Origin of the sequence: Pseudomonas sp. NFPP28, assembly GCF_900115535.1 — a bacterium.
In the GTDB taxonomy this organism is placed as follows: Bacteria; Pseudomonadota; Gammaproteobacteria; order Pseudomonadales; family Pseudomonadaceae; genus Aquipseudomonas; species Aquipseudomonas extremorientalis.
In genome coordinates this window covers 839513-854972 of sequence record NZ_FOWT01000001.1, presented here as the reverse complement: position 1 = coordinate 854972, position 15460 = coordinate 839513, and the positions used below count along the sequence as shown (strand labels likewise).

Annotated in this window: 12 protein-coding genes and 1 riboswitch; of the genes, 7 read left to right on the top strand and 5 right to left on the bottom strand. The window is 60.9% G+C overall.

All coding sequences use genetic code 11. The features are described from left to right. Positions 1-26: 26 nt before the first annotated feature. From BM110_RS03995 to BM110_RS03985, 3 genes are all read right to left on the bottom strand, one after another. The gene (locus BM110_RS03995) at positions 27-611 is read right to left on the bottom strand and encodes a TMEM165/GDT1 family protein (RefSeq protein ID WP_004372026.1); all 585 of its coding nucleotides are present in this window, start codon (positions 609-611) and stop codon (positions 27-29) included. An 89-nt stretch (positions 612-700) separates the two neighbouring features. Next, positions 701-820: riboswitch (yybP-ykoY riboswitch) on the bottom strand. 51 nt (positions 821-871) lie between these two features. After that, entirely contained in the window at positions 872-1870 is a 999-nt protein-coding gene (locus tag BM110_RS03990; protein ID WP_071491171.1) for a class I SAM-dependent methyltransferase, read from the bottom strand. A gap of 30 nt (positions 1871-1900) precedes the next feature. Next, positions 1901-2866 carry a 2-hydroxyacid dehydrogenase gene (locus BM110_RS03985; RefSeq protein WP_093512467.1) on the bottom strand — a complete coding sequence of 322 codons (966 nt, stop codon included), beginning with the start codon at positions 2864-2866 and terminating at the stop codon, positions 1901-1903. 84 nt (positions 2867-2950) lie between these two features. Here BM110_RS03985 and BM110_RS03980 point away from each other — a divergent pair, with 84 nt between their 5' ends. The 5 genes from BM110_RS03980 to BM110_RS03960 all read left to right on the top strand — a co-directional run bounded on the left by BM110_RS03980 (position 2951) and on the right by BM110_RS03960 (position 11953). After that, positions 2951-3583, top strand: a complete 633-nt coding sequence (locus BM110_RS03980; RefSeq protein ID WP_058422966.1) for a LysE family translocator — start codon at positions 2951-2953, stop codon at positions 3581-3583. A gap of 131 nt (positions 3584-3714) precedes the next feature. After that, on the top strand, positions 3715-5397 hold the full coding sequence (locus BM110_RS03975; RefSeq protein ID WP_093512465.1) for a fatty acid--CoA ligase: 1683 nt from the start codon (positions 3715-3717) through the stop codon (positions 5395-5397). A gap of 332 nt (positions 5398-5729) precedes the next feature. After that, positions 5730-7589 carry a DUF1302 domain-containing protein gene (locus tag BM110_RS03970; RefSeq protein WP_093119797.1) on the top strand — a complete coding sequence of 620 codons (1860 nt, stop codon included), beginning with the start codon at positions 5730-5732 and terminating at the stop codon, positions 7587-7589. Between the two features lie 28 nt (positions 7590-7617). After that, positions 7618-8982, top strand: coding sequence for a DUF1329 domain-containing protein (locus tag BM110_RS03965; protein ID WP_025855569.1), 1365 nt, complete (start codon positions 7618-7620; stop codon positions 8980-8982). A gap of 241 nt (positions 8983-9223) precedes the next feature. Next, positions 9224-11953 (top strand): winged helix-turn-helix domain-containing protein, encoded by a 2730-nt coding sequence (locus tag BM110_RS03960; protein ID WP_093512463.1) that lies wholly within the window; start codon positions 9224-9226, stop codon positions 11951-11953. Here the strand turns inward: BM110_RS03960 and BM110_RS03955 are convergent. Next, entirely contained in the window at positions 11950-13221 is a 1272-nt protein-coding gene (locus tag BM110_RS03955) for a type II toxin-antitoxin system HipA family toxin (RefSeq protein WP_093512461.1), read from the bottom strand. The two genes, BM110_RS03960 and BM110_RS03955, sit on opposite strands and share 4 nt — an antisense overlap. Then, the gene (locus BM110_RS03950; RefSeq protein ID WP_093512459.1) at positions 13221-13688 is read right to left on the bottom strand and encodes a helix-turn-helix domain-containing protein; all 468 of its coding nucleotides are present in this window, start codon (positions 13686-13688) and stop codon (positions 13221-13223) included. The genes BM110_RS03955 and BM110_RS03950 overlap by 1 nt, the downstream gene beginning before the upstream one ends. A 137-nt stretch (positions 13689-13825) precedes the next feature. On the opposite strand from BM110_RS03950, the gene BM110_RS03945 reads away from it, so the two are divergent. Then, a complete protein-coding gene (locus tag BM110_RS03945; protein WP_071491178.1) occupies positions 13826-14470 on the top strand; it encodes an MBL fold metallo-hydrolase in 645 nt (214 codons plus the stop codon). A gap of 191 nt (positions 14471-14661) precedes the next feature. Further along, positions 14662-15435, top strand: coding sequence for a YiaD family glycine zipper/OmpA-like lipoprotein (locus BM110_RS03940; protein WP_058422961.1), 774 nt, complete (start codon positions 14662-14664; stop codon positions 15433-15435). The last annotated feature ends 25 nt before the right edge of the window (positions 15436-15460 follow it).

Below are 15460 nucleotides of genomic sequence, written 5' to 3'. Positions count from 1 at the left end.
GGGCAAGCCCCCTCCCACAGGAACCCTTAGATCCACCCGCTGCTTTGCATGGCTTTGTACACGGCCACAATGGCCAGGATGAAAAACGCTGTAGCGGCCAAGCGACGAATCAACGTCAACGGCAGTTTCTCCGCCGCGAAATTCCCCGCCAAAACCACCGGCACGTTGGCAATCAGCATGCCCAGGGTGGTGCCGATGATCACCAGCCACAGCTCCGGATACTGCGCCGCCAGCATCACCGTGGCGATCTGCGTCTTGTCACCGATTTCCGCCAGGAAGAACGCGATCAGTGTGGTCAGGAACGGCCCGAATTTGCGTGTGGTGCTGGCTTCGTCATCGTCGAGTTTGTCCGGCACCAAGGTCCACAGCGCCGTGGCGCAGAAGCTTGCCGCCAGGATCCAGTGCAACACCGCATCCGAGAAGAAACTTCCGAACCACGCCCCCACGGCACCAGCCGCCGCATGGTTGGCCAGGGTCGCGGCAACGATGCCGGCGATGATCGGCCAAGGTTTGCGAAAGCGTGCGGCAAGGATGAGCGCGAGCAGTTGCGTCTTGTCGCCGATTTCGGCCAAGGCAACGATTGCGGTGGGTACGAGCAATGAATCCAGCATCAGGTAGGTTTCCAGGGGCGGGTCGACACGGCTATGACACGTACAGCCTTCCCGCCCCGGGTAAGGTGTGCGTGTCATAGGTCTTGTCAAACCCCGGTCCGTCTGTGCGGACTCCTGGGTCGCATACGCCATGGTCTGCTGACCAAGTATGTTGACGTATGCCGGACGAGCGTGGCGCTCGTGGGAGACTACTCCCCTAGGACGCTGCGGATTCTGCCTAGGCAAAATCCATTCGGCAAGCCTTCTTTTTCAAACGCCCGTCAGCCGCGCTTGGCACGGTAGATGCGAAAACCGTTGCCTTCGGCCTTCACCGCACACACGCCCAGATGCTCTTCGATCAAAGGCTGGTACTTCAGGAAGCTGTTGGCAACCAGGCGAAGTTCGCCGCCCTTTGCCAGGTGTTTCGCCGCTTTTCGCAGCAGATTCTCGGTGGCGAAATAATCGGTATGCACACCGACATGGAACGGTGGATTGCTCAGAATCGCGTTCAAACCCATCGGTGCCGCGTCGATGCCATCGCCGGTCAATACCTCGGCTTCCAGACCATTGGCGGCCAGGGTCAAGCGACTGCTGGCGGCGGCGAAGGCGTCCACGTCGAGCATCGTCACCGTGTTGTGCGGATAGCGCCGTTTGACCGCAGCCCCCAGCACCCCAGCGCCGCAACCAAAGTCCAGCAGATGTCCGCTCGGCAGTTTGTCCAGGTGCTCCAGCAGCAGCTCGGTGCCGCGATCCAGACGGCCGTGGCTGAACACCCCCGGCAAGCTCACTACCTTCAACGGGCCTTCGGTCAATGGCACTTCGAAGACCTGCGCCAGGCTCTCCAGCTCGACCGCTTGGGGGGCGTTGACCACGGTGATCTGCCACAGTTGGCAATGCCGCGCGCTGTCGAGTTTGCGCGGTTTGCCGAAGGGGATTAGCTGTTTGGCGGCACTTTCGATCCCGGCCTTTTTCTCGCCGACCAGGAACAACTCGGCGCCGGGCAAACGGGCGGCCACGGCGTTGAGCAGATAGTCGGTCAGGTCCTTGGACTTGGGCAGGAAGATCACCGCTGTATCAAACGCCCTGTCAGGCACGTTCACGCCAAACTGGCTGCGCTCAGGGAAACGTGCGTCGAGTGCCGCCTGGTCGCCGGCGTGCCAACTCCAGCCGTGGGCGTTGGGCAGGCGACCGAGCAGATCGTCGGCGGGCAAGCCCACCAACAGCAGGTTGCCTTGAAAAAGTTCGGCCTGGCGAAGCAGTACTTCACTGCGCGGATCCATGGTCTGCTCCTTGAAAAGGGGCGCAGTTTATCAACTGACGACGCGCAGCGGGGCCCCACTGAAGAAGCGCCGGGCGTTTTCCGCCAGTTGGCCGACGATGCGCTGCCGCGCTTCGCGACTGCCCCAAGCGTTGTGCGGGGTCACGATCAGCCGAGGGATGTCACCGGCCAACAGCGGATTGCCATCCACCGGCGGCTCCACGCTCAGTACATCGGTGGCCGCGCCGCCCAGATGGCCGCTGCGCAAGGCGTCCGCCAGGGCCTGCTCATTGATCAAGCCACCGCGCGCGGTGTTGACCACAAACGCGCCGGGCTTGAGCAGCGCCAGTTCGCGGGCGCCGATAAAGTCGCGGGTGTGTTCGTTGAGCGGGCAGTGCAGGGTGAGCGCGTCGACCTGCGCCAGCAGTTCATCCAGTGGCACGCGGTCGGCGCGGGCAGGCCGCCCCGGAATCGCACCCAGCACCACACGCATGCCGAAGGCTTCGGCCAGGCGCGCCACGGCGCCGCCCAGTTCACCGTGGCCGAGCAGGCCGAGGGTCTTGCCTTCGAGTTCGACAATCGGGTGGTCCAGCAGGCAGAACTGCTTGGCCTCCTGCCACTTGCCGGCGCTCACGTCTCTTTGGTAATCCTTCAAGCGCGTCGCCAGGTTGAGCAACAGCATGATCGTGTGCTGCGCTACCGACGGCGTGCCATAGCCCTGGCAGTTGCTCACGGTGATGCCATGGGCGCGGGCGGCGTCGAGGTCGACGTTGTTGGTGCCGGTGGCTGAAACCAGGATCAGCTTGAGCTCCGGGCAGGCCGCCAGGGTCGCGGTATTGAGGGCGATTTTGTTACTGATCACCACGTGGGCGCCTTGCACGCGTTCAACCACGTTCTGCGGTGTGGTGTCGGTAAACAACTGCAACTCGCTGAAGCTGTTGCGCAATTCGCTGAGGTCAAGGTCCCCCAGGTCCAGGGACGGGTGATCAAGGAAGACGGCGCGGCGATTGTTCGTCATCAACTGTACCTTTTGCGACAGAGTTCGAAGGCGTAATCTGCCGAGCCTATCAGATGAAATAATCCGTTACTTAATGGAGTGAGTATGTACGCCGCCGAGTTCTTGACCGTAGCTCTGATTCACTTGTTGGCGGTGGCCAGCCCCGGCCCGGATTTCGCGGTGGTGGTGCGTGAAAGCGTGACCCACGGCCGCCGCGCCGGTACCTGGACCGCATTGGGCGTGGGCTCGGCGATTTTCCTGCACGTGGGCTACTCGTTGCTCGGCATCGGCTTGATCGTGTCCCAGTCCATCGTGCTGTTCAACGCACTCAAGTGGGCGGCGGCGGCCTACCTGCTGTACATCGGCTTCAAGGCCCTGCGCGCGCAGCCGGCCAAGCCACCTGTTGAAGGCGAGTTGCACCGCGAGGCGGGCGAACGCACCCCGCGTGGGGCGTTCACTGCTGGTTTTGTGACCAATGGCCTGAACCCCAAGGCCACCTTGTTCTTCCTGTCGTTGTTCACCGTGGTGATCAACCCGCACACCCCGCTGGCGATCCAGGCCGGTTACGGTGTGTACCTGGCGGTGGCGACGGCGCTGTGGTTCTGCCTGGTGGCGATGTTGTTCAGCCAGCAGCGCGTGCGTGCGGGGTTTGCGCGGATGGGGCATTGGTTCGATCGGACCATGGGCGCGGTGTTGATTGCGATTGGAGTCAAGCTGGCCTTCACCAGCATGAAATAAGCCGGATACTGGCGCAAAGCTAGCATTCGCTGGGGTCTGCAAATCATTCCTTTGGCTGATTTGGCTGAAACATAAGGTCTCTAAAGTGCAGGTCTTCAAGCCAAGACCGTGCAGTCAGAAAAGGGATTCGTATGTTGCAGACCCGTGTTATCCCGCCCGCCGAAGGTGCGTACCAATACCCGCTGTTGATCAAACGCCTGTTGATGTCCGGCACCCGCTATGAAAAGACCCGGGAGATCATCTACCGCGACAGATTGCGTTACACCTACCCGACCCTGATCGAGCGCGTTGCGCGCCTGGCCAACGTGCTGACTGACGCCGGGGTCAAGGCCGGTGATACCGTGGCGGTGATGGACTGGGACAGTCACCGTTACCTGGAATGCATGTTCGCCATCCCGATGATCGGCGCGGTGATCCACACCATCAACGTGCGCCTCTCGCCGGAACAGATCCTCTACACCATGAACCACGCCGAGGACCGCTTCGTGCTGGTCAACAGTGAGTTCGTGGGGCTTTACCAGGCGATTGCCGGGCAGCTCACCACCGTCGACAAGACCCTGCTGCTCACCGATTGCGAGGCCAAGACTGCCGAGCTGCCCAACCTGGTGGGCGAGTACGAAACCCTGCTGGCCGCCGCCAGCCCGAAGTACGACTTCCAGGACTTCGACGAAAATTCTGTCGCCACCACCTTCTACACCACCGGCACCACCGGCAACCCCAAGGGCGTGTATTTCACCCATCGCCAACTGGTGCTGCACACCATGGGCGTGGCGACCATCATGGGCAGCGTCGACAGTGTGCGCCTGCTGGGCACCAACGATGTGTACATGCCAATCACGCCGATGTTCCACGTGCACGCCTGGGGCCTGCCGTATGTGGCGACCATGCTCGGCCTGAAACAGGTCTACCCCGGTCGCTACGACCCGGAATACCTGGTGGAGCTGTGGCGCAAGGAAAAGGTCACCTTCTCCCACTGCGTGCCGACCATCCTGCAGATGGTGCTCAACGCCAAGGCCGCCCAGGACGTGGATTTCGGTGGCTGGAAAATCGTCATCGGCGGCAGTGCGCTCAACCGTTCGCTGTACGAAGCGTCCAAGGCCCGTGGCATTCAGTTGACTGCGGCCTATGGGATGTCCGAGACCGGGCCGCTGGTGTCCTGCGCCCACCTCAACGAAGAATTGATGGCGGGCACCGAGGATGAGCGCACCACGTACCGCATCAAGGCCGGCGTGCCCGGACCGTTGGTAGAAGCGGCGATCATCGACGGCGACGGCAACTTCCTGCCCGCCGATGGCGAGTCCCAGGGCGAGCTGGTATTGCGTGCGCCGTGGCTCAGCGAGGGTTATTTCAACGAGCCGCAAAAGGGCGCCGAGCTGTGGGCCGGCGGTTGGATGCACACTGGCGACGTGGCGACCCTGGATGCCTTTGGGGTGATTGATATCCGCGACCGCATCAAGGACGTGATCAAGACCGGCGGCGAATGGATCTCGTCCCTGGCGCTCGAAGACCTGGTCAGCCGTCACCCGGCGGTACGCGAAGTAGCGGTGGTGGGCATTGCCGACCCGCAGTGGGGCGAACGCCCATTTGCCTTGCTGGTGGTGCGTGATGGCCATGTGATAGGCGCTCGTGAGCTCAAGGAACACCTCAAGCCGTTCGTGGAACTGGGCCACTTGAGCAAGTGGGCGATTCCGAGCCAGATTGCCGTTGTTACTGAAATTCCCAAGACGAGCGTAGGAAAACTCGACAAAAAACGTATCCGTATCGACATCATCGAATGGCAGGCCAACAACAGCACGTTCCTGTCCACCCTGTGAGCTGATTCGCCGCGCCCTTGTGGCACGGCAATGCTCTATCTCGCGCCTTGACTTGTGATTTGCCGATTTTCAGCCATCCTTGCCGCGTCGGCCTTCGCCGACGTGGCGAAAGGGTCGTGGCAGACGGGTCGGTGATGCAAATCACACTTTAGAGGGATCAAGCACTACCCCCTGCTGGCTATAGTCCCTTCCAGAGTTTTTCACGGATGTTCCGCTTCGGGCCATGGGGGCTCGGCTGCCGAGCGGCATTGGAATCGTTGTATTCCGGCCGTTACACGCATCACAGAAAGAACTCACTGCCATAACAATAAAATGCACATGGAGTAGCGTCGATGACCTCAGTAAACCAGTTCTGGCGCCGGGCAAGACTGCCCCTGGCCGTCAGTCTCGCTTCTACGCTCGCCGGGCCCGCATTCGGCGTCAGTTTCAACATTGGTGAAATCGAAGGGAGCTTTGACTCGTCGCTTTCCGTGGGGGCGAGCTGGTCGACGGCCAAGCCCAACAAAGATCTCATTGGTGCGAACAACGGTGGTCGTGGCCTGTCCCAGACTTCCGATGATGGTCACCTTAACTTCAAGCGCGGTGAGACCTTCTCGAAGATCTTCAAGGGCATCCATGATTTGGAACTGAAGTACGGAGACACCGGTGTTTTTGTACGAGGCAAGTACTGGTATGACTTTGAGCTAAAGGACGAAAGTCGCCCCTTCAAGGACATCAGTGACAACAACCGTAAAGAAGGCGCCAAGTCCTCTGGCGGGCAGATCCTCGATGCCTTCATCTACCACAACTACAACATTGCCGATTTGCCGGGCAACGTGCGCTTCGGCAAGCAGGTGGTGAGCTGGGGTGAAAGTACCTTCATCGGCGGCGGCATCAACTCCATCAACCCGATCGACGTGTCTGCGTTCCGTCGTCCGGGGGCTGAGATCAAGGAAGGCTTGATTCCGGTCAACATGTTCTACGTGTCGCAAACCCTGACCGATAACCTGTCGGCGGAAGCGTTCTATCAGTTGGAGTGGGACCAGACCGTTACCGATAACTGCGGTACATTCTTCTCGCAGCCTGACGTGATATCTGACGGTTGCAGCGATAACCTGCGAGTGCTCAACAAGCGCTCGACCATTCCGGGTGCCGCTTTACCGACCTTGAATGCCCTGGGTGTAGACGTCAATAACGAAGGTGTACTGGTACGTCGTGGTCCCGACCGTGATGCGCGGGACAGTGGCCAATTTGGCGTGGCCATGCATTACAACTTCGAGCCGCTGGATACCGAGTTCGGCGCTTACTTCATGAACTATCACAGCCGTGCACCGATCTTCAGTGCTCAAGGTGCACCGTCGTCCGCTTATACCCGTCCGCTGGGGCCGCTGGCTGCGCTGCGTCCGCTGATCGTAGCCGGTAGCTCGAACTACTTCGTCGAGTACCCGGAAGATATCCGCCTCTACGGCCTGAGCTTCTCCACCACCCTACCTACGGGCACGGCCTGGAGCGGTGAGTTGAGCTACCGGCCGAATGCGCCTGTGCAACTGAGCACGACCGATATCCTGTATGCCGGTGTCACGCCCATTCCTGGCTTTGGCAATGCGTCCGTGCTGAAAGGGACGCCTGGCCAGGATTTGCATGGCTATAACCGCAAGGAAGTGACTCAGTTCCAGACCACCTTCACGCACTTCTTCGATCAGGTGATGGGCGCCAGCCGCTTGACAACCGTCGGTGAGATTGGTGTGACCCATGTGGGCGGCTTGGAAAGCAAGTCCGAGGCCCGTTACGGTCGTGATCCGGTGTTTGGCCCAGGTAGTCTGCCAGGTGGGTTTTGCAACGCCCTCAACAACTCGACGGCCACCGGCGCCGGTCTTCCCAATGCGGCAGGTTTGAACACCAACTGCAACAACGACGGTTACACCACCGCCACCTCCTGGGGCTACCGCGCCCGCGCCATCTGGGAATACCCGGACGTGTTCGCAGGCGTCAACCTCAAGCCAAACGTGGCGTGGTCCCACGACGTCAAAGGTTACTCGCCAGGCCCTGGCGGTAACTTCGAAGAAGGTCGCAAGGCGGTCAGCCTGGGCCTGGATGCCGAGTATCAGAACACCTACACCGCCAGCCTGGCCTACACCAACTTCTTTGGTGGCAAGTTCAGTACGGTGGATGACCGCGACTTTGTCGCTTTGAGCTTCGGCGCCAACTTCTAAGCACACTGCATTTCAGGAAGACCAGAACATGAAAATAACCAAAAGTCTGTTGCACGTGGGTGTGCTTGGGCTGTCGATCCTGGCGAGCAACGTCATGGCGGCAGTCTCGGCGGATGAAGCTGCCAAGCTGGGCACGACCCTGACCCCGATGGGCGCCGAAATGGCCGGCAACGCTGCCGGCACCATTCCAAAGTGGTCGCCACTGCCCACCAACGCCGGCGCCGTCGACGCCCGTGGGTTCCTGGCTAACCCGTACGCCAGTGAGCAACCGCAATTCACCATCACCGCAGCGAACGTCGAGCAGTACAAGGACAAGCTGGCGCCGGGGCAGTACGCGATGTTCAAGCGCTACCCGGAAACCTTCAAGATGCCGGTCTACCCGACCCATCGCGGCGCCACGGTGCCGGCGGATGTGTTCGCGGCCATCAAGAAGAACGCCACCACCACCAACCTGGTGTCCGGTGGCAACGGTCTGGAAAACTTTGAAACCGCCGTGCCGTTCCCGATTCCCAAAAGCGGCGTCGAGGTGATCTGGAACCACATCACCCGCTATCGCGGTGGCAGCGTGACCCGCCTGGTGACCCAGGCCACGCCGCAAACCAACGGTTCCTACAGCCTGGTGTACTTCCGCGACCAATTTGTGTTCCGTGACAAGATGAAAGACTTCGACCCGAAAAACCCGGGCAACGTGCTGTTCTACTTCAAGCAGCAAGTGACCGCGCCGGCGCGTCTGGCCGGTGGTGTGCTGCTAGTGCACGAAACCCTGGACCAGGTGAAGGAGCCGCGTTCGGCGTGGGTCTACAACGCCGGCCAGCGCCGTGTGCGCCGGGCGCCGCAAGTGTCCTATGACGGCCCGGGTACTGCGGCCGACGGCTTGCGTACCTCCGACAACCTCGACATGTACAACGGTGCGCCGGATCGCTACGACTGGAAGCTGGAAGGCAAGAAAGAGATCTACATCGCCTCCAACAGCTACAAGATCGACGATCCCAAGCTCAAGTACGCCGACATCATCAAGGCCGGCCACATCAACCAGGACCTGGCTCGCTACGAGCTGCGCCGTGTCTGGCACGTGGTCGCGACCTTGAAGGAAGGCCAGCGCCACATTTACGCCAAGCGTGACTTCTTCATCGACGAAGACACCTGGCAAGCAGCGGTCATTGACCACTACGACGGCCGTGGCCAACTGTGGCGTGTCGCCGAAGCCCATGCCGAGAACTACTACGACAAGCAAGTGCCGTGGTACGCCCTGGAAACCCTCTACGATCTGCAGTCCGGCCGCTACCTGGCACTGGGCATGAAGAACGAAGAGAAGCAGGCGTATGACTTCGGCTTCACTGCGACCACCAGCGACTTCACCCCGGCGGCCCTGCGCCAGGATGGTGTTCGCTAAGCTGCACGCGTAACTCAATGTGGGAGAGGCGGTGCGACGATTCGACTTGCCCCCGATAGCGGTGTGACAGTCAAGCAGTGCATTGACTGATCCGCCGCCATCGGGGGGCAAGCTTCCTCCCACATTTTTTGTCGCAGTTCTTTTTCAGTCATTTGTAGCAAAGATCTACAAACCTGCCGCTTTTACCGCTAGTCTGCGGACATCTGCAATGCCGACCACAGCCTTCTACAAGAGCCCGGCGATGACTGATCTGTCCCGAATCCAAGGGCCTGCCAGTGCGGTAATCCCGACCCTGGAAGGGCGCTTCTACAGGCCACCCCTGCCTGACGGCTACGTGCTGCGACCGCGCTTGTGCGAACGCCTGAGCGCCGGGCTGGACGGGCGCCTGTTGCTGGTCAGCGCGCCGGCCGGGTTCGGCAAGAGTTCGTTGGCGGTGGAGTTCTGCCAGAGCCTGCCGGCCCATTGGCAAAGCCTGTGGTTGGGCCTGAGTCCGCGGGACAACGACCCCGGTCGTTTCCTCGAGCGCCTGCTCGATGGTTTGCAGCAATTCTTCCCGCAACTCGGCGCCCAGTCCCTGGGCTTGCTGAAAATGCGCCAGCGTCATCAACCCTTTGCCTTTGAAGAATGGCTGGACGGCCTGCTCGACGAGCTGGCCGTGCACCTGTCCACCCGTGCGCCGCTGTTGCTGGTACTGGATGACTATCACCTGGCCCAGGGGCCGGTGCTTGACCGCTGCCTGCAGTTTTTCCTCAATCATCTGCCCGATGGTCTGGTGGTGATGGTGACCAGTCGCCAACGTCCGGACTGGCATCTGGCGCGGCTGCGTCTATCGCGCCACCTGCTGGAACTGAATGAACAGGACCTGCGCCTGACGCACGACGAATCCCTGGCGGTGCTGGATCGCCACAGCAACTCCCTGCGCGGCGAAGCCCTCGACAACCTGATCCGCCGCAGCGAAGGCTGGGTCGCCGGCCTGCGCTTCTGGTTGCTGGCCGCCTCCGAGGCCGGTAGCGACGGCACCTTGCCGCAAAGCCTGAATGGCGGGGAAGGGCTGATCCGCGACTATCTGCTTGAAGAAGTGATCGACTGTCTGCCGGCCGAAGTACAGGCGTTTTTGTACGATACAGCCCCGCAGGATCGTTTTTGCAGCGAACTCTGTGATGCTGTGCGTGAGGCCCACGACAGCGCCGAAATCCTGCGTTACCTGCAAGCCCACCAAGTCTTTCTGGTGCCGCTGGACGAGCAGGGCCACTGGTACCGTTATCACCATCTGTTTTCCGACCTGCTGCGCACGCGGCGCGCCAGCAGCCATGTACTGCCGGCCGCGAGCCTGCACCTGCGTGCGTGCCGCTGGTTCAACGCCCAGGGCTTGATCGATGAGGCGGTGGAACAGGCGTTGCGCGCCGGCCACCTGGATGTGGCGGCCAACCTGGTACAGAACCTGTCCGAAGAACAACTGCTGGCCGAGCAAAACGTGGGCATGTTGCTGCGCTGGAAAATGGACCTGCCCGACAGTCTGCTGATCAGCACGCCGCGTTTGATCGTGCTGTACAGCTGGGCGTTGGGCCTGGCTTGCCAGTTGGACGCGGCGGAAGAATTGTCCAGTTACCTCAGTCGCTTCCTGCCGGCACCGTCGGCCACCGCGCAAAAGTCGATGCTGGCCCAGTGGCTGGCGCTCAGCGGGATCATCGCCCGAGGCAGGGGGGATCGTGAGTTGACCCAACGCTATTGCAGCGAAGCGTTGGAAAGCCTCCCGCAACGGCGTTACGGCCAGCGCCTGATGTGCCTGTCGACGCTCTCCAACCTGGCCATCGTCGATGCCGACCTATGGCGCGCCCGTGGTTTGAATCGCGAATCCCTGGAACTGGCGCAGCGGGTCGGCAACCCGTTGTTCGAGGCCCTGGCCCATTACGACCGTGCGCGGGTGTTGCAGGCGCGCGGCGAAATCCTGCGTTCCCTGGATGAAGTGCGCCAGGGCTTGCAGCGCCTGCATGGCCTGGCGCCGCAGCGCTTGTACGCGGTGCGTGCGCGGTTGTCGCTCTACGAAGGTTTTTTGCTGTTGGTGCGCCTCCAGCCTGAAGCCGGTCTCGCTCGCTTGCGCGCCGGTCTCGCCGAAGCCCGGGCTTGCCGCGATATCAGCGTGTTGATCGGTCATTGCGTGATCGCCAGTTTCGAAGGGCGTCGGGGTCAATTCGCCACGGCGTTCGCCGAGCTTGCCGAGGCGGAGCGCCTGATGCATATCTGGGACGTGCCACCGATCTACTACCTGGCGATGATTACCCTGATCAAGTGCGAGCTGTGGTTGGCCCAGGGCCGCACCGACTTGGCCGACGCCTGGCTGACCCGCCTGGGGCAGACCTACAACGGTGAACACGCCGCCGCCGCGCCAGAATTCCATCCGCACCTGCCCCAGCATATCGGGTTGCAACAGGCTGCGTTGGACGCCACGCGCCACCAGCCCGCTGCGGCGCTGCAACGCCTTGATGAACTGGCGCAGCAGGCGCATAACAGCGGGCGCCAGATGATCGCCCTCATGGCGCTGACCCAGCAGGCGCATTTACTGTTGGACAGCGGCCAGGAGGCCAAGGCGCGTCCGCTGCTGGCACAGGCGCTGGAGGCGGGGGCCGGTGGCGCGTTGCAACCCTTCCAGCGTCTGCTGGAAAACCACCCGGACTGGATGCGCGAGCAACTCGCCAGAGATCCCCATGGCCTCTTGAACGAGAGCCTGCTGGCGCTGTTGCCCGTCGCCTCGGTGGTGGAGACAGTGTCGACCCATGAAGCCCTGAGCGCACGCGAGCTGGCGGTGCTGCAACTGATCGCTCAGGGCTGTTCCAACCAGGAGATCAGTAATCGGCTGTTTATCTCCCTGCACACGGTCAAGACCCACGCCAGCCACATCAATAGCAAGCTGGGCGTTGAGCGGCGCACTCAGGCGGTGGCACGGGCGCAGGAGCTGAGGTTGATCGGCTAGGCCTGGGCTTTTGCGAAAGCCGCAGCCATGTAGTCTTGTTCTCGCAGTGAAAGACCAACCGCCTGAGCCACGGTCCTCCAATGGCTGACTGAGTTGATGCAGTCAGCGATGATTTCATCCGCCTTCCCGAGGTTCACACGGAAGAAACCGGCGACTTCTCTCGCCAGTTCCAGATCCAGCGCATTGTCGTATTCGGTAATATTGAGTTTCAGGCCATCTCCCAGTGGCGTGGGATTCAAGTCATACGCATCCGAAAGGCGCCATCCGTTGCCTGGCTCCAGGATAAAGCCATGATTACGCAAGTGGTCGTCGGTGTTTGAAACCAGGATATTGAACACGATGCGCGTCCACAGCTCTTGCAGATCCTGGTCGGTATTCGAGCCGCTGCGCATCAGCACTTCAGCCAGCTCCAGGTAGCTAGCGCCCGAGCTGGCGTCGTCACCATCGACTCGGCCAGTGAGCGTCATGGCGGATGCAAAGTGCAGACGGCCGCCTGCAGCCGTCCGGTCGAAACGTTTGACCATGAAGCAATGAAACTCGCTGGCATAGCGCTTGCCGATCGCCGAGGCGACCTTCAGGCCACAGGCCTTGGCCAGGGCGTTGACGACCAGCTCCCAGCCGCCCACATCGTAGGTGTCGCGGGTCGAGGGAAATTTGGCGATCCATAGATGGTTGTCGTGGTCGGCGACGCTGGCTTTCGGGCGTGCACCGCCCAGGGAGCCGCCGGGTGCAATCAACATGCGTAGCCATTGCCGGCCTTCTGGGGCCCGATTATCCGGGTCGTTTTCCAGCTCGCGACTGGCTCTTTCCAGCGTATGCAGCTCGACAAAAGGCGGCGCGGCAATGGTGTCCTGATCATCGAGAAAACTGCCGGTATCGTTCAGCCGGTAGCGTAGGGCGCCGGCGCGAAAGAGATCGTGTACGCCAAGCAGATAGTCCGACTCGCCGAGCCGAGTATTCGCGTCGTATAGTCCGTCGCGGATGTCGCGTTCCAGGCGTCGTTTCATCAGCAATCGCCCCCAGCGATCCGGGCAGGAGTCGCTGAAGACACCAAACATGTTTCGCCCCTCAACAGGGAACTGAGCGCCTGCATAGGGGCCGATGCCCGGGTCGATCCGAACGGCGTTCAGCGCCCGGTCTTGCAATGCCAGAGGGTCGCTTTCGTACTCGAACTTTTCGGTCACCCGGGTTTTTCTTGCGTGCAGCCAACCAAGGCGCCGGGGGCCGTCGATACCTTCCCAGTCGGCATAAACCCCAATCATGGTCATTACGTGTCTGTCCTTTGCCGTGGTGGGATCAGTGCGGCCAGTGCGTCGCTGCTGATCGTGCCCTTGTCGGGAGGGGGCGTAGGCTTTGACGGTAGTGGCTTCTTGCGGGCGATGGCTTTGTTTCTTGTAACTTTCTCTGACTCCATCGGCTTATTCCTGCGCGACGCTGATGCCTTGCCCGTTAGCAGTGTTGAATCCTGCAGATGTCGACCCAGTTCATCGTCCGCTGCAACGGCGTTTAGGTCTTTTTCGAGGCCCAGCACCTGCAATATCGCCAGGTAAGCACCCATCGTGCTTCCTGAAGAGCCCCGCTCCAAGGCTCGAAGTGTCATCTGGGACATGCCGGCGCGCTCAGCTGCTTGCTTGGCAGTGATTTTTCGGCGCAGGCGCGCAAGTTTGATCCGCTCGCCGAAATCCGAAAGCAGGTGCTCGGTAGTGGGTAGCAATGGGGCGACTTTTTTTGCCATGCTATTATTCCTGCACTTTTTGGTGCGAAGTGCAAAAATAATAGCACTTCTATTTCTTTGTAAAGTGCAATTATTCTGGAGATACAGGGCTCGGAACTATAGTTTAATTGCATTGATCACGATTCAGAGGCTCACCCATGACGCTCACGGCTCCCACGCTGATTCGCGAAACCTTCCCCGTAGGCCCCTTGCAGTGCAACTGCACCATCATCGGCGACCCCATCAGCAAAAAGGCCATCGTGGTCGACCCGGGCGGCAACCATGAGCTGATCCTGGCGCGGCTCGATGCCCTGGGCCTCAAGGTGGTCAGTATCATCCATACCCATGCCCATCTGGATCACTTCCTGGCGTCCGGCCAGTTGAAGGAGAAGACCGGTGCCACCTTGCACTTGCACAAAGAGGATCAATTCCTTTGGGACAATCTGGAAATGCAATGCCAGATGTTTCGCGTGCCCTACACCCCGGTGCCTTCGCCAGACCGCTGGCTGGAACATGATGAAGAGTTGGCCTGCGGGTGTGGCGTGGCATTGCACACCCCGGGGCATACGCCGGGCTCGATGAGCTTCTGGTTTGCCGATGCCAAGCTGCTGATTGCTGGCGACACCCTGTTCCGACGTGGTATCGGGCGTACGGATTTGTGGGGCGGCGACCAGGCGACCATCGTGCGTTCGATCAAGCAGCGGCTATACACGCTGGATGAGGGGGCGACCGTGGTGACCGGGCACGGCCCGGATACTCGACTGGGTGATGAAATGCGTGAGAACCCTTTTGTACGGGCGTGACAGATTAATTGCCGGGTAGGGCTGTTCTGTCAGAGGCAAGCGTTGCAGCAAAAACTCAGGTTGTGTTCAGCGTGCGTCTGCTACGGTTGCTGTAGCGACGGAATTTTTGCCGTTTGTCGTGTTCCAAACTCGGCACAGGTCCATTGCCAATGTCCTTTGCACCATAGAATGCAAAAGTAGGAGCTTCCTTCATGTTCACTTCGCGTCGTCTGCTTGTTGTTGCTACCGCCGTAGCCCTGTTGTCTGGCTGCGCATCACCTAATCCTTATGACGGCAGCAGCCAGGGACAGGCGAGTAATGAATCCGGCGGTATGAGCAAGACCGCCAAGTACGGCGGCTTGGGTGCCCTGGCCGGTGCACTGGCGGGTGCGGCCATCGACCATAACAACCGTGGCAAGGGCGCGCTGATCGGTGCCGTGGTGGCAGGTGCCGGCGCAGCAGGTTATGGCTACTACGCCGATCAGCAGGAAAAGAAACTGCGCGAGAGCATGGCTAATACTGGGGTTGAAGTTCAGCGCCAGGGCGACCAGATCAAGCTGATCATGCCGGGCAACATCACCTTCGCCACCAACTCGGACGCGATCTCCAGCAGCTTCTACCAGCCGTTGAACAACCTGGCCAACTCGCTCAAGCAGTTCAACCAGAACACGATCCAGATCGTCGGTTATACCGACAGTACGGGCAGCCGTCAGTTGAACATGGACCTGTCCCAGCGTCGTGCGCAGAGCGTAGCCAACTACCTGACGTCCCAGGGCGTCAACGGTGCCAACCTGAGCGCACGCGGTGCCGGCCCGGATAACCCGATTGCCAGCAACGCCGACGTCAACGGCCGCGCCCAGAACCGTCGTGTGGAAGTCAACCTCGGTCCGATCCCGGGCCAGCAGTATGGCCAGCCAGGTGCTCAGCAACAGGCGCCACAACAGAACAACCAGTTCCAGGGCAACCCGTACTCGCAGTACCAGTAAACATTCGCTAATAAAAAGGGCGCCT